This is a genomic window from Nocardiopsis deserti, assembly GCF_008638355.1.
Lineage (GTDB): Bacteria > Actinomycetota > Actinomycetes > Streptosporangiales > Streptosporangiaceae > Nocardiopsis > Nocardiopsis alborubida.
Window position 1 is genome coordinate 13559 of record NZ_ML703349.1, and the last position, 20516, is coordinate 34074.

15 protein-coding genes are annotated in these 20516 nt (G+C 73.0%); 6 read left to right on the forward strand and 9 right to left on the reverse strand.

Annotation, left to right across the window (positions count from 1 at the left end):
- The first annotated feature begins 94 nt into the window (after positions 1-94).
- Together FYW99_RS05225 and FYW99_RS05230 are read left to right on the forward strand one after the other, a co-directional pair.
- Complete coding sequence (locus FYW99_RS05225; protein ID WP_150250810.1) at positions 95-1069, forward strand: ADP-ribosylglycohydrolase family protein; 975 nt, start codon at positions 95-97, stop codon at positions 1067-1069.
- Between the two features lie 127 nt (positions 1070-1196).
- Positions 1197-1715 (forward strand): YbaK/EbsC family protein, encoded by a 519-nt coding sequence (locus FYW99_RS05230; RefSeq protein WP_150250813.1) that lies wholly within the window; start codon positions 1197-1199, stop codon positions 1713-1715.
- A 480-nt stretch (positions 1716-2195) separates the two neighbouring features.
- Here the strand turns inward: FYW99_RS05230 and FYW99_RS05235 are convergent, their stop codons facing one another.
- Positions 2196-3293, reverse strand: a complete 1098-nt coding sequence (locus FYW99_RS05235) for a CU044_5270 family protein (RefSeq protein WP_150250815.1) — start codon at positions 3291-3293, stop codon at positions 2196-2198.
- The gene (locus FYW99_RS05240; protein WP_150250817.1) at positions 3290-3883 is read right to left on the reverse strand and encodes an RNA polymerase sigma factor; all 594 of its coding nucleotides are present in this window, start codon (positions 3881-3883) and stop codon (positions 3290-3292) included. The genes FYW99_RS05235 and FYW99_RS05240 overlap by 4 nt, the downstream gene beginning before the upstream one ends.
- Positions 3884-4146: 263 nt before the next feature.
- Here FYW99_RS05240 and paaZ point away from each other — a divergent pair, with 263 nt between their 5' ends.
- Positions 4147-6183, forward strand: a complete 2037-nt coding sequence (gene paaZ, locus FYW99_RS05245) for a phenylacetic acid degradation bifunctional protein PaaZ (RefSeq protein WP_150250819.1) — start codon at positions 4147-4149, stop codon at positions 6181-6183.
- Positions 6184-6451: 268 nt separating this feature from the next.
- On the opposite strand, the gene FYW99_RS05250 is transcribed toward paaZ, so the two are convergent.
- On the reverse strand, positions 6452-7480 hold the full coding sequence (locus FYW99_RS05250; protein ID WP_150251180.1) for an Lrp/AsnC family transcriptional regulator: 1029 nt from the start codon (positions 7478-7480) through the stop codon (positions 6452-6454).
- Between the two features lie 202 nt (positions 7481-7682).
- Here FYW99_RS05250 and FYW99_RS05255 point away from each other — a divergent pair, with 202 nt between their 5' ends.
- Positions 7683-9203 (forward strand): AbgT family transporter, encoded by a 1521-nt coding sequence (locus tag FYW99_RS05255; RefSeq protein ID WP_150251181.1) that lies wholly within the window; start codon positions 7683-7685, stop codon positions 9201-9203.
- 58 nt (positions 9204-9261) lie between these two features.
- Positions 9262-10419 (forward strand): M20 family metallopeptidase, encoded by a 1158-nt coding sequence (locus tag FYW99_RS05260; RefSeq protein ID WP_150250821.1) that lies wholly within the window; start codon positions 9262-9264, stop codon positions 10417-10419.
- A 209-nt stretch (positions 10420-10628) separates the two neighbouring features.
- Here FYW99_RS05260 and FYW99_RS05265 read toward each other — a convergent pair whose 3' ends face one another.
- The 3 genes from FYW99_RS05265 to pdhA are packed head-to-tail and all read right to left on the reverse strand — an operon-like array spanning position 10629 to position 14183.
- The gene (locus tag FYW99_RS05265; protein ID WP_150250823.1) at positions 10629-12107 is read right to left on the reverse strand and encodes a dihydrolipoamide acetyltransferase family protein; all 1479 of its coding nucleotides are present in this window, start codon (positions 12105-12107) and stop codon (positions 10629-10631) included.
- Positions 12104-13096: an alpha-ketoacid dehydrogenase subunit beta gene (locus tag FYW99_RS05270; protein WP_150250825.1), complete on the reverse strand. Its 993-nt coding sequence runs from the start codon at positions 13094-13096 to the stop codon at positions 12104-12106. The genes FYW99_RS05265 and FYW99_RS05270 overlap by 4 nt, the downstream gene beginning before the upstream one ends.
- 1 nt (position 13097) lies before the next feature.
- On the reverse strand, positions 13098-14183 hold the full coding sequence (pdhA, locus tag FYW99_RS05275; protein WP_150250827.1) for a pyruvate dehydrogenase (acetyl-transferring) E1 component subunit alpha: 1086 nt from the start codon (positions 14181-14183) through the stop codon (positions 13098-13100).
- A gap of 280 nt (positions 14184-14463) precedes the next feature.
- On the opposite strand from pdhA, the gene FYW99_RS05280 reads away from it, so the two are divergent.
- Entirely contained in the window at positions 14464-14961 is a 498-nt protein-coding gene (locus FYW99_RS05280) for a phosphoribosyltransferase (protein WP_150250829.1), read from the forward strand.
- Between the two features lie 83 nt (positions 14962-15044).
- Here the strand turns inward: FYW99_RS05280 and nrfD are convergent, their stop codons facing one another.
- Genes nrfD through fdh form a run of 3 tightly spaced genes read right to left on the reverse strand, consistent with a single transcriptional unit; the run spans position 15045 to position 20286 of the window.
- The gene (gene nrfD / locus FYW99_RS05285) at positions 15045-16145 is read right to left on the reverse strand and encodes an NrfD/PsrC family molybdoenzyme membrane anchor subunit (protein ID WP_150250831.1); all 1101 of its coding nucleotides are present in this window, start codon (positions 16143-16145) and stop codon (positions 15045-15047) included.
- Positions 16145-17035 carry a 4Fe-4S dicluster domain-containing protein gene (locus FYW99_RS05290; RefSeq protein ID WP_150250833.1) on the reverse strand — a complete coding sequence of 297 codons (891 nt, stop codon included), beginning with the start codon at positions 17033-17035 and terminating at the stop codon, positions 16145-16147. The genes nrfD and FYW99_RS05290 overlap by 1 nt, the downstream gene beginning before the upstream one ends.
- On the reverse strand, positions 17032-20286 hold the full coding sequence (gene fdh / locus FYW99_RS05295; RefSeq protein ID WP_150250835.1) for a formate dehydrogenase: 3255 nt from the start codon (positions 20284-20286) through the stop codon (positions 17032-17034). Before fdh ends, FYW99_RS05290 begins: the two co-directional genes overlap by 4 nt.
- Positions 20287-20516 lie beyond the last annotated feature (230 nt).

Below are 20516 nucleotides of genomic sequence, written 5' to 3' on the forward strand. Positions count from 1 at the left end.
CCCGAACCTCACGTTCCCGGACCGGATGCGGACACGCGCCGGGCAGTAGGGTCGACTCGCAGCACCCCTGGTACCGAAACGTTGTGAGGCCCCTGTGAACCTCCCCTCCCCCGGAACCCGCGAGGACCGCGCGGCGGGCGTCCTGCTCGGCTCCGCGTGCGGCGACGCCCTGGGCGTGCCCTACGAGTTCGGGCCGCCGCTCGCGCGGGACCGGATCCCCGAGATGGTCGGCGGCGGGCTGGGCCCCTACGCCCCGGGCGAGTACTCCGACGACACCCAGATGGCCGTGTGCATCGCCGAGGCCCTGCGCGAGCACGGCGACCCGCTGTCGGCGGAGGCGCTTCGGCACACCGCGGACGCCTTCCTGCGCTGGAGGAACGAGGGCGCCACCGACATCGGCAACCAGACGGCGTGGGTGATGGGCCGCGCCGGACGCGCGTACCGGCGGCCGGAGGTGGCCGAGGTGATGGAGCGGGCGGCGGCGGACCGCTTCGCCGAGGGGGTGTCGAGCGCGGGCAACGGATCGCTCATGCGCACGGGGCCGCTGGCCCTGGCCTACCCCGACGACCCGAGGGGCCTGGCCGCGGCCGCCGACCGCTACAGCCGCCTCACCCACGGCGACCCGCTGGCCTCCGAGGCCTGCGTGCTGTGGTGCGAGGGGATCCGGCACGCGGTCGCGCACGGGGACCTGGCGGGCGTGCGCGCGGGTCTGGAGCTTTTGCCGCCCGAGCGGCGTGGAGCGTGGGCGGCGTGGCTGGACGAGGCCGAGGAACGTCCGCCGCACGCCTTCGACAACAACGGGTTCGTGGTCGCCGCCCTCCAGGCTGCGTGGTCGGCCGTGGTGCGCGAGCCGGGCGGGTTCGCCCCCGCGCTGATGGCCGCCGTGCGGTCGGGCAACGACACCGACACCGTGGCCGCGATCGCCGGGGCGCTGCTCGGCGCCCGTTGGGGCGCGAGCGCGATCCCGGGGGAGTACCTGGAGGCGGTGCACGGGTGGCCCGGCTACCGGGCCGGGGACCTGGCCGAACTGGCGCTGCGGATCGCCGGGCGCCACTGGGACGGCCGTTAGGCAGGCCCGGCGGACGCGCACCCTGCCGCGCGACGGGCAGCGTGCGCCGAGCACGCCCTAGCCTGGCGGTGTCCCCTTGTCGGAGGACCCCCTCCGAACGACCTTCACGACGACATCGAGGTGTGCCATGTCCGGTGGACTGAACTGGGTACGTGCGGACGAGCACCCGGAGCTGCTGGCCGACCCGGTCCTGGCCGCGGTGCGCGGCCGCGGGGACGCGCGGGTGGCGCCGATCGACCCGGAGCTCGCGGACACGGCGCAGTTCTGCGAACGGTACGGGATGCCCCTGGAGACCAGCGCGAACTGCGTGGTGGTCGCGGCCAGGCGCGGCGGCGAGGTGTCCTACGCCGCGTGCATGGTGCTGGCCACCCAGCGCGCCGACGTCAACGGGATCGTCCGCCGCCGTCTCGGCGCCCGCAAGATCTCGTTCGCGCCGATGGACGACGCCACCGGGTTGACCGGGATGGAGTACGGCGGCATCACCCCGCTCGGCCTGCCGGAGGGGTGGCCGGTCCTGGTGGACGAGGCGGTCGCCGCCGAGACCGAGGTCGTGGTGGGCAGCGGGGTGCGCCGCTCCAAGCTTCTGGTGCCCGGCAAGCTGCTCGCCGACCTGCCTGGCGCCGAGGTTCTGGCGCTCACCAGGTAGGGGATGGCCGCGCGGCCGGGCACGGTCGCCTGGCCGCGTGTCGACACTTCTGTTGGGCTGGCCAGAACCGTTGCTGATGTGCCACAAGAGCTCTGGCCTGCGGCGATCTTGTACTTACAGCGAGGTTGGACGGGGTGGCCGCCGAGCGCAACGGCCGTCCCCGTCAGACTCTGGGCCGGGCCGCCCCGGCCGAGGCCCTCAACAGGTTCCTCGTTGCAACAGCCGCTTGGCAGCAAGCGGTCGAGACGCGCTATAGGCACAAGATCGCGGCGGAGGGGGCAGTCCCGGCGAACCCCCGCGGTCACGGCACGGACTGCGGACTCGCCGCCGTGTCAGCGCGAATGTCGACAAAGCGATGTGTGGTTTCGGCGCCTTCCGCCCCGGTTTGCGGCCGGCTCCGGGCCGGTACCGGCCGCACTGCGTCCGGTACCGGCCCGGAGCCAGGGGGCGACCCCGCAGGTCAGGGGTCCCCCCCGGGCGTCAGGGGGTGTCCCCGACCTCCGCCACCCAGGCGGACTCCACCAGCACGGTGTAGTTGTTCACCCTCGGCAGCCCCTCCTCCCCGGGCGACTCCACGGCGACCGTCTCGTGGTAGAGCGGCGTGCCCGTGTCGGAGTCGAACATGATCCTGCGCTCCAGGACGTAACCGTCCCCCGCGTCCTCCTCGACCAGGAACAGCTCGCCCTCGCGCCCCTCCCGGTCCCGGGCCGTGCCCGCGTACAGCACGTCCTCCTGCCCGGCGAGCGCGCGCAGCGCGGCGGCCTGCACCTCGGAGGTGACGGGGGCCTCCTCGTACAGCAGCTGGAGCGCGTGGACGAGCCCGACCCCGGGGGAGGGGTCCCGCGTGGCTCCGGAGGCGTGGCCGCCGACCGCCAGGAGCTGCTCCGCGAGCCGGTCCGGGTCGGCGGACAGGCTGCCGGGCTCCCAGGTGAAGAACATGCCGTTCCCGCCCTCGCCGCCGCCCCACTCGAACTCCTCGGGCCCGCGCTCGAAGAGCCACCGGAGCGGGCCGGGGTCGCCGCCCTCGTGCTCTGGGAGGCTCGGTGTGGAGACGCTGCGCCCGGACTCGTGCGGGGTACGCCAGACCTGCTCGTTCGTCGGGACGACCCCCCAGCCCGCCTCGCCGGTGTCGGCGTCCTGGGAGTAGGTGAACGTCCACTCCGCGGTGCGCACGTAGGCGACGTCGCCGTCGGCGGACGGCGGGGGCTGCTCCTCGGCGGCCTCGGCCAGGGCGAGGAGGTGCTCACGGCCCGCGGTCAGGTCGGTGGCCAGGGGAACCTCCAACGGGGTGGGGGGCGGACCGGCGTACGCGGGCTGGACGGCGTTCCAGCCCAGGGACCCGAGCACGGCCACGGCGGTGAGCGCGGCGGCGGCGCCCAGCGCCAGGCGCGGGGCGAAGCGCCGGGGGGTCAGGCCGCGGACCCGGTGACGGTCGCCCGAGGCGACCGCCTCGATCCGGGCGAGGTCGCGGGCCACGGGGTCGGGGCGGGCGGAGACCGCGGGGTCGTGCGCGGCGAGCATCCTCCGCACGGCGTCGGTGTCGCCGCGCGAGCCGCGGCTGGCGGGGTTACGGTTCACTTCTCCTCCACGGGAACTCGGACGTGCGGGGCGCCCGGCGTCGCCGGACGTGCTGGGGACGCGTCCCGGTCCGCGGGGGGCGAGGAGTCCAGGAAGCGTTCGATCCGGCGGCGGGCCCGGTGCAGGCGCACGCGCGCGGTGGCCGTGGTGCAGCCCAGGACCCGGGCCGCCTCGGTCAGCTCCAGGCCCTCCCAGGCCAGGAGCATCACCAGTTCGCGGTCGGTGGCGCTGAGCCGGTCCAGGGCGCGCAGCGCGGTGTCGCGCTCCTCCACCTGGCGAACGGTGTCGGACGCGTCGGGGACACCGGCGTCGGCCTCGGCGCTGAGCACCTCGCCGCGGCGCCGTTCGCCGCGCAGCCGGGCCCGTATGACGTTGCGCGCCACCCCGTAGAGCCAGGGCAGTGGCTGATCCTTGGGCAGGCGGTCGTACCTGCGCCAGGCGACGCCGAAGGTCTCGGCCGCGACGTCGTCCGCGCGGTCCTCGCCCAGGCGGCGCACGGCGTAGCGGTACACGTCGCCGTGGTACCGCTCGAAGAACCGGGTGAACTCGCTCTTCGCGGGTTCCTCCGTGTCCGTGTCCTCACTGCTCATCGGCTTCCTTCCGTGCGGTCTCACCCCCTTTCTGACCGGCGGGGCCTCCGTGTTACAGCGTCGGCCCCGGTTTTCGCGCGGGAGCTGCGGTTCGGACGCACCAGGTGAGCGTGCCGGTCCCCTCCCGAGCCTGCGGAGCGGGCCTGTGGACAAGTAGGAAAAGAGCAGGTGGGGAGCGGCGCTGCTCCCCTGGGGCTATTTACTGACCGATCGGTCTGTAATACTGTTCGTCAGAGAGCACAGCCCGAGGAGAGGACCGTCCGGTGCCCGAAACACTCCAGAGCTACGCGCGGGGAGCATGGTTCACCCCCGCGGACGAGGGCGCGCCCCTGGCCGACGCGAACACCGGGGAGACCGTCGCCCGGATCTCGTCCAACGGCCCCGACGTCGCGGGGATGGTCGACCACGCGCGGACCGTCGGCGGCCCGGCGCTGCGCGCGCTCACCTTCCACCAGCGCGCGAACATCCTCAAGGAGGTCGCCAAGCACCTGACGGAGTACAAGGAGGAGTTCTACGCCCTCTCCCACCGGACCGGAGCGACCAGGCGGGACACCGCCGTGGACGTGGACGGCGGTTTCGGCACGCTCTTCAGCTTCTCCAGCAAGGGACGCCGCGAGCTGCCCAACTCCACCGTCATCCTGGACGGGCCCCTGGAGCCGCTCGGCAGGCAGGGCACGTTCGTGGGCCAGCACGTGTACACGTCCCGCCCTGGCGTGGCCGTGCAGATCAACGCCTTCAACTTCCCGGTGTGGGGCATGCTGGAGAAGCTCGCTCCCGCCTTCCTCGCGGGGATGCCCAGCATCGTCAAACCCGCCGGGCAGACCGCCTACCTCACCGTCGCGGTCGTGCGTCGCATGGTCGAGTCGGGCCTGCTGCCCGAGGGCTCCCTCCAGCTCCTCGTCGGCAGCCACCGGGGCCTGCTCGACGCCCTGGGCCCGCAGGACGTCGTGGGCTTCACCGGATCCGCCGCCACCGGCGCCATCCTGCGCAACCACCCCAACGTGGTCAGCGGCGGCGTGCAGCTCAACGTGGAGGCCGACTCCCTCAACTGCTCGATCCTCGGTCCGGACGTGACCGAGGAGGACCCCGAGTTCGACCTGTACGTCAAGCAGGTCGTCACCGAGATGACGGTCAAGGCCGGGCAGAAGTGCACCGCCATCCGCCGCGTCATCGTGCCCGGGGCGATGGCGGAGGCCGTCACCAGGGCCCTGACCGACCGCCTGGCCAAGGTGGTGGTCGGCGCGGCCGACGACCCTGACACGCGGATGGGCGCCCTGGTCTCGCTCGACCAGCGCGAGGAGGTCCGCAAGGCGGTCAAGGCCCTGCGCGCCACCAGCGAGGTCGTCTACGGCGACCCGGAGAGCGTGGAGGTCAACGGGGCCGACGACGAGTCGGGCGCGTTCATGTCCCCGGTCCTGCTGCGCGCCGAGCCCGGCGCCCGGGAGCCGCACGAGGTGGAGGCCTTCGGCCCCGTCAGCACCGTGATCGCCTACGACGGCGTCGCCGAGGCCGTCGAGCTCGCCGCCCGGGGCAGCGGCAGCCTGGTGGGCTCGCTCGTCACCCGCGACCCGGACGTGGCCCGCGAGGTCGTCCTGGGCCTGGCGCCCTGGCACGGGCGCATCCTGGTGCTCAACCGCGACGACGCCAAGGAGTCCACCGGCCACGGCTCCCCGCTGCCCGTGCTGGTGCACGGCGGGCCCGGCCGTGCGGGCGGCGGCGAGGAGATGGGCGGTGTGCGCGGGGTCAAGCACCACATGCAGCGCACCGCCGTGCAGGCCCCGCCGGACATGGTCACCGCGATCACCGGACACTGGACCACCGGCTCCGAGCGGACCGTGGGCGACGTGCACCCGTTCCGCAAGGACCTGTCGCAGCTGCGGATCGGCGACACGATCCGGTCGGCGGAGCGCACCGTCACCCGGGCCGACATCGACCACTTCGCCGAGTTCACCGGTGACACGTTCTACGCGCACACCGACGAGGAGGCCGCCGCCGCCAACCCGCTGTTCGGCGGGATCGTGGCGCACGGGTACCTGGTGGTGTCGCTGGCGGCGGGCCTGTTCGTGGACCCGGCCCCGGGCCCGGTGCTCGCCAACTTCGGCGTGGACAACCTGCGCTTCCTCACCCCGGTGAAGGAGGACGCCACGATCCGGGTGACGCTGACCGCCAAGCAGATCACCCCGCGCACGAACGCCGACTACGGCGAGGTGCGCTGGGACGCCCTGGTCACCGACCAGGACGGCGAGGCCGTGGCCACCTACGACGTGCTCACGCTGGTGGCCAAGGGCGGGGAGGAGTAGTTCCGTCGCCGCACAGGCGAACGGACGCATCCGTGAGCAGGAACATCGTCAGACAGGCATGTCGGTAAGTGGACACGTCGCCAAACAGCTACGTCGCCAAACAGGCACAGCGGCGAACGGACATGTCGACTTCACCGACAGGCGGTGCCCCCGGCAGTGGCGTGGCCGGGGGCACCGTCGCGTGCGGCCCTCGACAGGGTGCCGTGCCCGCTCCTCGGCGGGCGGCTCATGAGCTGTCCGGAGAGTGCGTGGTCCCGCACGGCCGCGCTCACCGCCCGGCGGACGGCTCCCCGTCCAGCAGCGCCGACGGGCCGGGCGGCCCGAGCCGCACGCCCTCGCGCGCCGTCCAGTAGCGGCGCAGCACGTCCAGCACCACCGAGACCCGCAGGCCCGTGATGCCCGAGAGGCGCCCCAGGTCCGCGGAGAGGAAGTCGGCGAGTTCGGCCTCGTCGCGGAAAACCGCGTGGTGGATCACGGACGAGGTCCCGGCCACCACCGAGACGTAGCGCGCGGAGGGGTGCGCCCCCAGCGCGTCGGCGACGCCGCCGATCTCGCGGGGGCTGACCTCCAGGGCCAGCACCGCCTCCACGCCCATGCCCAGCAGGGCGGGCTCCACCTCCACCCGGGGGCGCACCATGCGGCGCTCCAGCACGGACTGGACGAGGCGGTAGGCCGTGGACTGGCTGACCCCGAGCGCGCGGGCGACCTCTCCCGAACCGGCGCGCGCGTCGCGGTGCAGCATCCGCACCACGAATGCCTCCTGCTCGCCCAGGGGGCTCCGGGGCTCCGCCGCCCCGTTCTCCCCCGTGTCGGTGTAGGGGTCCAGTGCCCGGGTCCGCGCGGGGTCGAGCCGGTCCAGCCGCCAGGAGTCGGCCCGGCTCACCGCCCGCAGGACCAGGTCGGACCGCGTGGCCGCCACGCCCTCCACCGAGGGGATCCCGTCGGCGAGCAGGTCCGCCGCCCGTTCGCGGCGGAAGGGGTGCACGACGCAGTAGACGTCGGACCCGCCGCCGGTCACGGCCGCGAACTGCGTCTCCGGACGCTCCGCCAGGCGGCGGGCCACCTGCCGCGAGCGGCCGGGGGCGGTGGTGATCCACACGTGGTGCGGATGGGCGTCGGAGAGCAGCGGCCAGTCCACCTGGCCGACCACGCGCACGGAGCGCTCGGACTGGAGGCGCTGGAGCCGCCGCCCCACGGTGCTCGCCGAACTCCCCACGGCCTCGGCCAGGGCGCTGACCGGCGCCCTGGGCGCCAGCTGGAGGGCGGCGACCAGGTCCATGTCGAGTTCGTCCAGCACCGCGTCCGTTTCCGAGAAGACCACAGTCACCACGCATGCCGTCTCTGATGAATGATCCCACCACTTTAGCGCTGATGGTTGACATATCCATCCACCGCACATGCAATGTACTGGTCAACGCAGCACGGGAGGGGCGCCAGCCCGCCCGGACGTCAGGGGAGCACGGGTGACCACGACCGATTCCACACGCCCCAGGCTGCCCATGCGGCTGCTCCTGGGCTCCCTCCAGGTGATCGAACGGGTGGGCAACAAGCTGCCCCACCCGTTCTGGCTGTTCACGATCATGGCCGGGATCGTCATCGCGCTCAGCGCCCTACTCAACGCGCTGGGCGTCTCCGCCGTCTCGCCGGTGGACGGCGAGCGCATCGCGGTCCGCAGCCTGCTCTCACCCGAGGGCGTGCAGACCATCGTCGGCGACGCGATCGACAACTTCGCGACCTTCCCACCGCTGGCCATCATCATCGTCGTCATGCTCGGGGTATCGGTCGCCGAGCGCAGCGGCCTGCTCAACGCGATGCTGCGCGGCAGCGTCACCAGGGTCCCGGCCCGGTGGCTGACCTTCGCCGTCGCGCTGACCGGCGTCACCGGCAGCGTCGCCTCCGACGCCGCCTACGTCGTGCTCATCCCGCTGGGCGCCCTGCTCTTCAAGGCCGCGGGCCGCAGTCCCGTCCTCGGCCTGGTCGTGGCCTTCGGCTCCGTCTCCGCCGGGTACAACGCGTCCCTGCTCATCACGCCCACCGACGCGCTCCTGTCCGCCCTGAGCACCGAGGCCGCCGCGATCATCGATCCCGGCTACACGGTCACGGCGCTGGACAACTACTTCTTCGGTGCCGTCTCCGCCGTCGTGCTCGCCGCCCTGATCACCCTCGTCACCGAGTTCCTGCTGAGCAGGCGTTCCGAGGGTCTGGCCGAGGACGACGACGGTGAGGGGGACCGGGAGGCACAGGAACTGGGCTCCATGGCCCTCTCCGACGCCGAGCGCCGGGGGCTGCGCAACGCCGGGCTGACCGTGCTGGCGGCCGTGGCGGTCCTCGCGGCGGCGCTCGTGCCCCCGGCCTCGCCCCTGCGCGGGGAGGACGGGACGGTCCTCGGCTCGCCGATCATCACCGGTGTCGCCTACGTGCTGGGCGTCCTGTTCCTGTTCGCCGGAATCGTGTACGGGCGCACCACGGGCACCGTGGCCTCCGCGCGGGACGTCCCCGAGGCGATGACCGCGGGGGTGCGCGACCTGGCACCGGTGGTCGTGCTGTTCTTCGCCGCCTCGCAGTTCCTCGCCTACTTCCGCTGGACCGGGATCGGCGAGATCGTGGCGATCCGCGGAGCCGCGCTGCTGGACTCGGCCGGGGTCCACCCCGTACTGCTCTTCCTCGGCATGATCGTGTTCGCCGCCGCGCTGAACCTGCTCATCACCAGCGGTTCCGCGCAGTGGACCCTGATCGCGCCGGTCTTCGTGCCCATGTTCATGCTCCTGGACGTGCCGCCCGAGACGACCCAGGCCGTCTACCGCATCGCCGACTCCAGCACCAACGTCATCAGCCCGATGAGCCCGTACTTCGTCATGGCGCTGGGCTTCCTCCAGCGCTACCGCCGGAACGCGGGCATCGGCACGCTGATCTCCCTCACGCTGCCGCTGTGCCTCACCGTCCTGATCGGCTGGACCCTGCTGTTCCTGGGCTGGTGGGCACTCGGCATCCCGCTGGGACCGGGTGTTCCGGTGCGCTGACCGCACCCCTCCCGCCGCGAGCGGGATCCCCTGACCAACACAACGAAGAAAGTGACAGATGAGCCAGACGGTGACCGCGAGACTGGCGGACGCGGCCGAGCGCGCCCTGCCCAGCATGATCGACGACCTGCGCGCCCTCGTGGAGCTGGAGACTCCCAGCGGCGACCGGGACCTGCTGTCCGCCGGGCTGGACGGCATCGAGGAGTGGCTGGTCCGGCGGCTGGGCGCTCCCGAGAGCCGGGTCCGCTACGACGGAGGTTCCTTCGGCGACGTGCTGGAGGTGTCCTATCCCGGAACCGGGGCGGGGACCGTGCTCTTCGTCAGCCACTACGACACCGTCTGGCCCGCCGGAACCCTGGCCGGGTGGCCGGTCACGGTCGACGGCGACCGGTTCAGCGGCCCCGGCTGCTTCGACATGAAGGCCGGGATCGTGCAGAGCGCCTGGGCGCTGCGGCTCCTGCGCGAGCTGGGCCTGCCCCGGCCCGCCGTGCGGATGCTGCTCACCGGGGACGAGGAGATCGGCAGCCCCGCGTCGCGCCCGCACATCGAGCGGGCCAGCGAGGGCGTGGACCTGACCCTGGTCCTCGAACCCAGCCGGGAGGGCATGCCCAAGACCCGGCGCAAGGGCATGGGAATCTTCGACGTGGACGTGCGCGGCGTGGAGTCCCACGCGGGCCTGGACCCCGCAGCCGGGGCGAGCGCCGTGCACGCCCTGGCCCAGGTCGTGCCCGCGCTCACCGCCCTGTCCGCGCCGGAGCTGGGCACCACGGTGAACGTGGGCCGGGTCTCCGGGGGGACCGGGTACAACGTCGTCGCCGGGCACGCCCGCTGCGGGGTGGACGTGCGGGTGCAGGACCCCGCCGAGATGGCCCGCGTGGACGCCGGGCTGGCCGCGCTCGCCGCCGCCGACCCGCGCGTGGCGGTCGAGGTCACGGGCGGGTGGAACCGTCCGCCGATGAACCCCAACCCGCCCTCTGAGGAGGCGTTCGCCCTGCTGCGCGAGGTGGCCGGGGATCTGGGCGCCTCCCTGGAGGAGGTCTCGGTGGGCGGTGCCAGCGACGCCAACTTCGTCTCCGCGCTGGGCCGCCCGGTGCTCGACGGGCTGGGCGCGGTGGGCGCCGGGCCGCACTCGCGCGACGAGCACGTCCTGGTCGGCGGGACGCCGCGCCAAGTCGCCCTGGTGGCGGGCCTGATGGAGCGGATCGCGGGGAGGTAGGGGCAGCGCCCGGCCCCGCCCGGGACGACATGGGGACGAGTCGCCATGGCGACGAGTCGACACCCAGCGGGCCGACGCGCTCCGGCGTCGCGCCGGAGCGACCGTCGCGGCAGCGGCCCGTGGAAGCAGGGGGACGGAAGGCCGCCGCCCGAGCCCGCACGCGGGCGCCCCGGGATGCCGACTCCCCGGGGCGCCCGCTCGGGCCCGGCCTACAGGCGGGCGATGGCCGCGGCCGGGTTCTCCATGGCGTCGGCGACCACACGCATGAAGCCCGCGGCGGCCCCGCCGTCGCACACGCGGTGGTCGAAGGCGAACGACAGCTGCGTGATCTTGCGGACGGTCAGTTCGCCGTCCACCACCCACGGGCGGTCCATGATCCGGCCCAGGCCCAGGATCGCCACCTGCGGGTGGTTGATGATGGCCGCGCTGCCGTCCACCCGCAGCGACCCGTAGTTGTTGAGGGTGAAGGTGCCGCCGGTCATCTCGGCCTGGGAGGCCCTGCCCTCCCGGGCGGCGGCGGTGAGCCGCCGGATCTCCCCGTCCAGCTCGGTCGTGGTGAGCCGGTGCGCGCCCAGCACGGCCGGGGCGACCAGACCCCGGTCGGTCTGCACCGCCAGGCCCAGGTTGACCCCGTCGTACTGGACCAGCTCCCCGCGCTCGGTGTCCACCCTGCCGTTGAGCTCGGGGTGGGCGCGCAGGCCCGCGACCACGAACCGCGCCACGTAGGACATCAGGCCGGGCCCGGACGGATCGGACTGCCGGAGGCGGACCAGCTCGGTCGCGTCCACGTCCACCCAGACGGTCGCCTCGGGGATCTCGCTGCGGCTGCGGGAGAGCGACGCCGCCACGCTGCGGCGGAACCCGCTCATGGCCACGCGCCGGGACTCGGCCAGTCCCGTGCGGGCGTCCACGGCGCCGGTCACGACGGGTTCCGGCCCGGCGGCGGGAGCGGCGGAGCCGGCGGCAGATCCGGCGGGGTCAGCGGGAGCTGCGGGGTGGTCGGCGGCCGGAGCCTGCGCGGCCTCGACGGCCTCGCGCACGTCGCGCCGGGTGATGAGCCCGCCCGGGCCGCTTCCGGGAACCTCGGAGATCCGCAGCCCCGCCTCGCGGGCCATCTGCCTCACCAGGGGCGAGGTGACCAGCGGCGGACGCGTGGCGGCGGGCCGGGCCGGGATCACGGCGGCGGGAGCGGTGGAGGCCGGTGCGGCGGGCCGGGTCGGACCAGCGGTGGCGGGGGCGGCGGACCGGGCCGGACGCGCGGGCGGGCGCTCACGCGGCCGCCGACGGCGCCCGGAGGCCGCGGCCTCCGGTGTTCCGTAGCCGATCAGCACGTTGCCCGAACCCGTTCCGGCGCGCTCCTCCTCGCGGTAGCGCTCCCCCTCCGCCGACACCGGCGCGGCGGAGGAAGCGGACTCGGTCGCGGACCCGGACGCGGTCGCGGACCCGGAGCCGTCGGTCACGCTGATCAGGGGGCGCCCGACCTCCATGACCCGGCCCTCCTCGCCGTGCAGCTCGCTGACGGTGCCCGCGAAGGGGGAGGGGACCTCCACGATCGACTTCGCGGTCTCCACCTCCACGATCGGCTGGTCCACGGCCACGGTGTCGCCGACGGACACGAGCCAGCGCACCACCTCGGCCTCGGTGAGCCCCTCGCCCAGGTCGGGGAGGTCGAAGGTCTGCGTCGTCACTGGTCCTCCCACTGAAGATCGTCGACGGCGTCCAGGATCCGGTCCACGCCGGGGAGCTGGAAGCGCTCCAGCTTCGGCGGCGGGAAGGGGATGTCGAAGCCGGTGACGCGGCGCACCGGCGCGGCCAGGGAGTGGAAGCAGCGCTCGGTCACCCGCGCGACGATCTCCGAGGCGACGCTGGCGTACCCGCTGGCCTCGGCGACCACGACGGCGCGCCCGGTGGAGCGGACCGCCTCGCACACGGTGGCGTCGTCGAAGGGGACGAGGGAGCGCACGTCCACCACCTGGAGGCTGCGGCCCTCCTGGGCGGCGGCCTCGGCCGCCTCCAGCGCGGTGGGCACCGAGGGGCCGTAGGCGATGAGGGTGGCGTCGGTGCCGGGACGGCGCACCACGGCGCGGCCGATGGGCGGCTCGGGCGCGGACAGGTCGATCTCGTCCTTGCCCCAGTAGAGCTTCTTGGGCTCCATGAACACGACCGGGTCGTCGGAGGCGACCGCCTCGCGCAGCAGGAAGTAGGCGTCGGCGGGCGTGGACGGGGTGACCACGGTCAGGCCGGGCGTGTGGGCGTAGTAGGCCTCGGAGGAGTCGCAGTGGTGCTCGACGCCGCCGATCCCGCCCGCGTAGGGGACGCGGATGACCATGGGCAGTCCGACCCGGCCGCGGGTGCGGTTGCGCGTCTTGGCCACGTGGCTGACGATCTGCTCGAAGGCCGGGTAGGCGAACGCGTCGAACTGCATCTCCACCACGGGGCGCATGCCGTTCATCGCCATGCCGACGGCCATACCCACGATCCCGGACTCTGCGAGCGGGGTGTCGAAGCAGCGGTCCTCGCCGAACTCGGCGGTGAGGCCGTCGGTGATGCGGAAGACGCCGCCGAGGGGGCCGACGTCCTCGCCGAAGACGTACACCGCCGGGTCCTCGGCCATGGCGTCGCGCAGGGCCCGGTTGAGGGCCTGGGCCATGGAGAGCTTGGTGGGGTCGGTCGCCATGTCAGTTGCCCTCTCTGCTCAGTTCGTCGGCCAGGAAGGCGGCCTGCTCGTCCAGCTGCGGCGTGGGGGCGGCGAACACGTGCGCGAACAGCTCGGCGGGCTCGGGGTCGGTGTCCCTGGCGATGCCCTCGCGCATGGCGGTGGCCACGGCCTCCGCCTCCTCGGCGATCCGCGCCTTGCGGGCCTTGGTGAGGACGCGCTTCCTGGTGAGGTGGGCCTCCATGCGCAGCAGGGGGTCTCGGGCCTTCCAGGGGTCGACCTCCTCCTGGCTGCGGTACCGGGTGGCGTCGTCGGCGTTGGTGTGCGCCTGCATGCGGTAGGTGTGCGCCTCCACCAGCTGGGGACCCCCGCCCGCCCGCGCGGCGGCCACGGCCCGGTCCAGCACGGCGAGCACCGCGGGGGTGTCGTTGCCGTCCACCCGCTCCGCGTTCACCCCGTAGCCGACGCCCTTGTGGGCCAGCGAGGGCGCGGCGGTCTGGCGGGCCAGGGGGACGGAGATGGCGTACTCGTTGTTCTGCACGAAGAACACCACCGGGGCCCGGAACACCGCCGCGAAGTTCAGCGCCTCGTGGAAGTCGCCCTCGCTGGTGGCCCCGTCGCCGCACATCGCCATGACCACGGTGTCCTCACCGCGCAGGCGGGCGGCGTGCGCGACGCCCACCGCGTGCAGGAGCTGGGTGGCCAGCGGTGTGGCCTGCGGGGCCACGCGGTGCGCGTAGGGGTCGTAGCCCGAGTGCCAGTCGCCCTTGAGCAGGGTGAGCACCTCCACCGGGTCCACCCCGCGCGCGACCACGGCCGCGGTGTCGCGGTAGGTCGGGAACAGCCAGTCGCCCTCCGCCAGGGCCAGGGCCGCACCCGTCTGGCAGGCCTCCTGCCCGTGCGAGGAGGGGTACACGGCCAGGCGGCCCTGCCGCACGAGGGCGCTGGCCTGGTCGTTGACGCGGCGGCCGATCACCAGGGAGGTGTACGCGGCGAGCAGCCGCTCCCGGTCCGGGAACGGCAGGGCGGCCCCCTCCACCGGGCTTCCGGTCTCGTCGAGCAGCCGGACCGGCTGTTCGGAGGGGAGAAGGTCCCGGTCATCAGCCATGGCGCCAGCCTCCTGTGTCAGAAAGATGTGTTCAGACACATGGTGCTGTTTATTGCCATCTGTTCGCCACAACCAGGCAAAACTCAAGAAAACGTCGAGGATTTCACCCAGAATTCTGGCCGTACGTCCAATCGTGTGACCCAGAACACCACTCGGTGTGGACAAGTGGCCCACGCCACCGCGCCGTGTCTCCGTGCGGGCACGAAGCGGCGCCACGGTGGTTAACCTGGGGCGGTACCGAGCCGCTGCGCACACCACACCACCGGGAAAGAGGGGCCTCGTGAGCGACGAGCGCGAGAACCTGGACTACGGGCTCTTCGGCACCGCGATCCGCGACCTGGCCCACGCGATCGCCGACGACGGGTTCGCGCCCGACATGATCCTCTCCATCGCGCGCGGCGGCCTCTTCGTGGCGGGCGGTCTGGGATACGCGCTGGACGTGAAGAACCTGCACGTGATGAACGTGGAGTTCTACACCGGGGTCGGCACCACGCTCGACATGCCCGTCATGCTCCCCCCGGTGCCCAACGTGGTCGACCTCAGCAGCAAGAGGGTCCTGGTCGCCGACGACGTCGCGGACAGCGGCAGGACCCTCAAACTCGTCCACGACTTCTGCGCCGAGCACGTCGCCGAGGTCCGCAGCGCGGTCATCTACGAGAAGCCGCGGTCCCTGGTCAAGTGCGAGTACGTGTGGCGGCACACCGACCGGTGGATCAACTTCCCCTGGTCGGTGGAACCCCCGGTGGTCAACCGCCCGGACCAGGTCCGCGACGCCTGACCGCACGCGACCGCCACGTCCACCGCGCACATCCGCGCGGCCGTCCTCCCCGCCGCCCGGGCGGCGGGGAGGACGGCCGCCACTCACTCCTCCGCGGTCCGGGCCCGGGGGACGGCGGCCGCGTCGGCGCCCCTGCGCTCCGCCTCCCGCTCGGCCAGCCTGCGGCGCTGCGGCACCACTGTGTACTTGGGGTCGGCCACGGACTGCCTGCCCGCGTGGAAGACGCCCAACCGGGTGCACGCGGAACCGGCCAGCAGGGCGGCACCGCTCACCGCGGAGGCCACCCGGCTGCGGCGGCCCAGCACCGCACCGGCCGCACCGGCCAGGGTGAGCGCCTTGGCGGCGCGGACGAATCCGCCCGCCGTGCCCCGGCGGTAGGGCTCGCCGGACAGTCCCATCCGGCGCTCCATCGCCTCGAAGAGCACCGTCTCGGCCAGGGCCCCGCCCACGGCGGCGCGGCGCGCGGGGCCGCTCTGCGCCAGGGGCGCGGTGACCAGGCCCATCCCGCCCGCGGCCGAGGCCGCGGAGGAGGCGAACACGAACGGCATGTACCGGTAGCCGTCGTGCCAGGACGGCACCGCGGTGTCGCACACCAGCGGCGCCGTGTAGGTGGCCACCAGCGGGCCCACCGCACCGGCTCCCAGGGTGGCCGCCCGGCCGATCCTCGGGAACCATCCGGTGGCGGAGGTCACCGCGGCGACCCCGGCGAGGGGGCCGTAGGCCATGAGGATCCAGGAGCCGACGCTCATCGGCGAGGTCGGCTTGACCACCCGCAGCATGTTGAGGAAGCGCTCGGGGCGCCCCAGGTCGTGGATGAGCGCGGCCGTCGAACCGGAGATCGCGCCCAGGGCGGCGTACTTGAGGGGGCGGGCCAGCGCCGGGCGGCCGGTCAGCTCGGCACCGGCGGCGAGCACCGACGAGGCCCCGGCGAGCCCGCCCAGGAACAGGTAGCCGCCGATGTCGGAGGCCTTCCACACGATCTGGTTGAGGACCGGTCTGCCGTAGTAGGAGCGGAACTCGGCGTCGGGCACCCGCGTGGGCTCGCCGCGCCCCCTCCTCCTGCGGCGCCCCTCCCCGTGCTCGCGGCGCTGCTCCTCCCCGACGACGTCGGCGGCCCCCGTGACGGCCTCCCGTCCGGGGCGCTGCCCGCGCATGCCCTCCTTGGTCACGTCCGACGAACTCATCAGCGCCTCCCCACGAACGTCGCGGCCGCTCCGACCACCAGCGCCGCCGCCGCGACACCGGCGTGCCGCCACATCGACGGCAGGTCCCGGGTGGTCACCACCGGGTCCGGCGGCAGCCCGTAGACCTCGGGTTCGTCCAGCAGCAGGAAGAACGCGCCCGCGCCGTCCACCCCGTTGTCGGGATCATCGCCGTACAGGCGGGCGGAGGACACCCCGGCCTCGTGCAGGTCGGCCACCCGCGCCTCCGCGCGCGCACGCAGTTCGTCGAGGTCGCCGAACTGGATCGAGTCGGTGGGGCAGGCCTTGGCGCAGGCGGGTTCCAGGCCGTCACCGAGCCGGTCGTAGCACAGGGTGCACTTCCAGACCCGGCCGTCCTCCTCCCGCTTGTCGATGACCCCGTAGGGACAGGCCGGAACGCAGTACCCGCAGCCGTTGCAGATGTCCTCCTGCACCACCACCGTGCCGAACTCGGTGCGGAACAGGGAGCCGGTCGGGCACACGTCCAGGCAGGCGGCGCTGGTGCAGTGCTTGCACACGTCCGAGGACATCAGCCAGCGGAACTCACCGCGCTCGTCGGCGCCAGTGGCGGCGCCGGGCAGTTCGAAGGAGGGCATGCCCAGGTCGACGGCCCCGGGCCGCCCCACGCCCGGGTCCTGGTGGCCGAGGGGCTCGCGCTGCTCGACGAAGGCCACGTGCCGCCACGTGTCCGCGCTCAGGCCCCCGCTGTTGTCGAACGACATGGACGTGAAGTCCAGGCCGTCCTCGGGGACCATGTTCCACTCCTTGCAGGCGACCTCGCAGGCCTTGCAACCGATACACACGCTCGTGTCGGTGAAGAAGCCGACCCTCTCGTGCCTGCCGTCCCCGTTGCTCTCCGCGGACACGCTCACACCTCCAGTCCCGTCTCTTCCGTGATTCCGGCCCGCTCCCGGTACTCGCGCACCAGGTCGAGGCGTTCGGCGCCCCGGGGCCTGCGCCCCGGCCGGATGTCGGCCGTGATCGCCTTGACCTCCTGGATGTGCACGTTGGGGTCGAGCGCGATGGGCATCAGCTCGTTGACCGCGTCCCCGGTCGAGTAACCGTTGGGCCCCCAGTGGTAGGGCATCCCGATCTGGTGGACCACCCGTCCCTGCACCCTCAGCGGCGCCATCCGGTCGGTGACCATGACCCGGGCCTCGATGGCGTTGCGCGCGGTGACGACGGTGGCCCAGCCGCCGTGTTCCAGCCCGCGCTCCTCGGCCAGCTCGGGGCCGACCTCGCAGAAGAACTCGGGCTGGAGCTCGGCCAGGTAGGGCGTCCACCTGCTCATCCCGCCCGCGGTGAAGTGCTCGGTGAGCCGGTAGGTCGTCACCACGTACGGGAAGACGTCGGCCCCGGGCGTGCCGGGGGCGGGGTGGTACCGGTTGTACTCGTGCGGGTACAGCAGGCGCGTCGGGTTGCGCTGGCGCCCGTACAGCGGGTTCTCGAACGGGGTGTCCTGCGGCTCGTAGTGCGTGGGCATCGGCCCGTCGTTGAGGCCCGCGGGCGCGTACAGCCACCCCTTGCCGTCGGCCTGCATGATGAAGGCGTCCCGACCGGTGAGCGCCGCGACGCCCTCGGCGCCCTCCTGAGGCTCGTAGTCGGGCGCCTTGCGGTTCTCGAAGTCGGGGGTGTCGTGCCCGACCCAGCGCTCCTGCTCCGCGTCCCACCACACGAGGCTCTTGCGGGGGCTCCAGGGCTCCCCGTTCTCGTCGGCGGAGGCGCGGTTGTACAGGACGCGCCGGTTGTCCGGCCAGGCCCAGGCCCACTCCCCGGCGATCCAGTCCTGTTCGGTGTGGGGCTTCCTGCGCGCCGCCTGGTTCACCCCGTCCTTGAAGACGCCGCAGTAGATCCAGCAGCCGCACGAGGTCGACCCGTCGTCGCGCAGCTCGGTGTAGACGGTGAGCGGACGGCCCTCGGCGTCGTGGCCGTTGATCTCGCGCAGGACCGCGGCGGCGTCGGGCTCGCCGTCCTCCTCCAGGGGGTAGTCCCAGGTGAGGTCGAGGACGGGGCGGTCCTTGGGGTCGTCGGAGTCGGCGAGGATCCCGCGGATGTTCCGGCCCAGGTGGTACATGAACCACAGGTCGCTGCGCTGGTCCCCGCTCGGGCTCACGGCCCGGTCGTGCCACTGGAGCAGCCGGTTGGTGTTGGTGAAGGTGCCCGACTTCTCGGTGTGCGCGGCGGCCGGGAAGAAGAACACCTCGGTGCCGATGTCCTCGGTGCGCATCTCACCGGACTCGATCTCCGGCCCGTCCTTCCACCAGGTGGCGCTCTCGATCAGCGAGAAGTCGCGCACGACCAGCCAGTCCAGCTCGGCCATGCCCATGCGCTGGGCCCGGCTGTTGGCCGACCCCACGGCGGGGTTCTCGCCCATGAGGAAGTAGCCCTTGCATTTTCCGGCGATCTGTCCCATCACGGTGTCGTAGTGGCTGTGGGAGCCGGTGAGCCGGGGCAGGTGGTCGAAGCAGTAGTCGTTCTCGGCCGTCGCGCTGTCGCCCCACCACGCCTTGAGCAGGCTGACGGCGTAGGCCTCCATCCCGTCCCAGAACCCCTTCCGGGGGTTGCCGGCGGCCATGATGTAGGTCTCCAGGGACTGCTCCTCGTGGGCGTGGGGCATCGGCAGATAGCCCGGGAGCAGGTCGAACAGGGTCGGCACGTCGCTGGAGCCCTGGATGCTGGCGTGTCCGCGCAGCGCCTGGATGCCTCCTCCCGGGCGACCGATGTTGCCCAGCAGCAGCTGGAGGATGGAGGCGGCCCGGATGTACTGGGAGCCGACCGTGTGCTGCGTCCAGCCCACGGCGTAGCAGAAGGCGCTGGTGCGGTCCCTGCCGGAGTTCTCGGTGAGGTGGTCGCACACCCGCTGGAAGGTCTCCCGCGGGATGCCGCAGACCTGCTCGACCATCTCCGGCGTGTAGCGCGCGTAGTGGCGCTTGAGGACCTGGAACACGCAGCGCGGGTCGGTGAGCGTCGGGTCCTCCCTGGGCTTCTCCCGGATGACCGCACCGCCCGCCCCCTGCTGCTCGGGCCGTCCGGAGCGGCTGGTGCCGAGGTTCTCCTCCAACCGCTCCTTGAACAGCTGGTCGCGGTTGCCGGAGGCGGCGGCGACCTCGGCGCCCTCGTAGCTCCAGGTGCTGGCGTCGTAGCTCCTGTTCTCCTCCGAGAAGCCGGAGAACAGGCCGTCCAGGTCCTCGGTGTCCTGGAACTCCTCGCCGACGATCGTGGCGGCGTTGGTGAAGGTGCGGACGTAGTCGAGGAAGTACTTCTCCTCGGTGAGGACGTGGTTGATGATCGCGCCGAGGAAGGCGATGTCGGTGCCCGCGCGGATGGGCACGTGCATGTCGGCGAGCGCGCTGGTGCGGCTGAATCGGGGGTCGACGTGGATGACCACCGCGCCGCGGGCCTTGGCCTCCATGACCCACTGGAAGCCGACCGGGTGGGCCTCGGCGAAGTTGGAGCCCTCGATGACGATGCAGTCGGAGTTCTGGAGGTCCTGGAGGAACATGGTCGCCCCGCCGCGGCCGAAGGACGTCCCCAGCCCGGCGACCGTGGAGCTGTGGCACACGCGGGCCTGGTTCTCCACCTGGACGACGCCGAGCGAGGTCAGGAGCTTCTTGATGAGGTAGTTCTCCTCGTTGTCCAGCGTGGCGCCGCCGAGGCTGGCGATCCCCAGCGTCCGGTTCACCCGGCGCCCCTCGTGCTCCTGCTCCCAGGTCTGCTCGCGCGTGCGGACCACGCGGTGGGCGACCATCCTCATGGCGGTGTCGAGGTCGAGTTCCTCCCAGTCGGTGCCGTACGGGCGCCGGTACAGGACCTTCTCCTCGCGGCCGGAACCGGTGGTGAGCTGGAGGCTGGCCGACCCCTTGGGGCACAGCCGCCCGCGGCTGATCGGCGAGTCCGGGTCGCCCTCGATCTGGACGACCTTCTCGTCCTTGACGTAGACGTTCTGTCCGCACCCCACCGCGCAGTAGGGGCAGACCGACCTCACGACCCGGTCGGCCTCCTCGGTGCGGGCCCTGAGGTTCTCCGACCGACGGGACTTCGCGGCGGCCCCGCGGCCCGTCGGGTCGTCCCCGGTGAACTGCCGGTACACCGGCCACGACTCGATCCACGTGCGTACGCCCATGCTCGCCTCCGCCCCGGGCCCGGGGCCCGTCGATGGTCTCCAGGTCTCCCGCTACCCACGGACACGAGGGGCATGGGTCCGGATCCCCACCGTGATCCGGGCGGGCGTCCGCGGGGGTGAGGACACGCCGCCCGTGGCGGTTCCATGGGGCTTCCGTGACGCGGTCCGGGCTGCGGTGTTTCACGTGAAACACCGGCGTCGGAGAGGGGCGAAACGCCCTTTCCGGACTT

Bases quoted from the DNA above. Each gene is read 5' to 3' on its own strand.
- FYW99_RS05230 (WP_150250813.1), top strand. From the start codon at position 1,197: ATGTCCGGTGGACTGAACTGGGTACGTGCGGACGAGCACCCGGAGCTG.
- FYW99_RS05240 (WP_150250817.1), bottom strand. From the start codon at position 3,883: ATGAGCAGTGAGGACACGGACACGGAGGAACCCGCGAAGAGCGAGTTC.
- FYW99_RS05255 (WP_150251181.1), top strand. From the start codon at position 7,683: ATGCGGCTGCTCCTGGGCTCCCTCCAGGTGATCGAACGGGTGGGCAAC.
- FYW99_RS05260 (WP_150250821.1), top strand. From the start codon at position 9,262: ATGAGCCAGACGGTGACCGCGAGACTGGCGGACGCGGCCGAGCGCGCC.
- FYW99_RS05270 (WP_150250825.1), bottom strand. From the start codon at position 13,096: ATGGCGACCGACCCCACCAAGCTCTCCATGGCCCAGGCCCTCAACCGG.
- pdhA (WP_150250827.1), bottom strand. From the start codon at position 14,183: ATGGCTGATGACCGGGACCTTCTCCCCTCCGAACAGCCGGTCCGGCTG.
- nrfD (WP_150250831.1), bottom strand. From the start codon at position 16,145: ATGAGTTCGTCGGACGTGACCAAGGAGGGCATGCGCGGGCAGCGCCCC.
- fdh (WP_150250835.1), bottom strand. From the start codon at position 20,286: ATGGGCGTACGCACGTGGATCGAGTCGTGGCCGGTGTACCGGCAGTTC.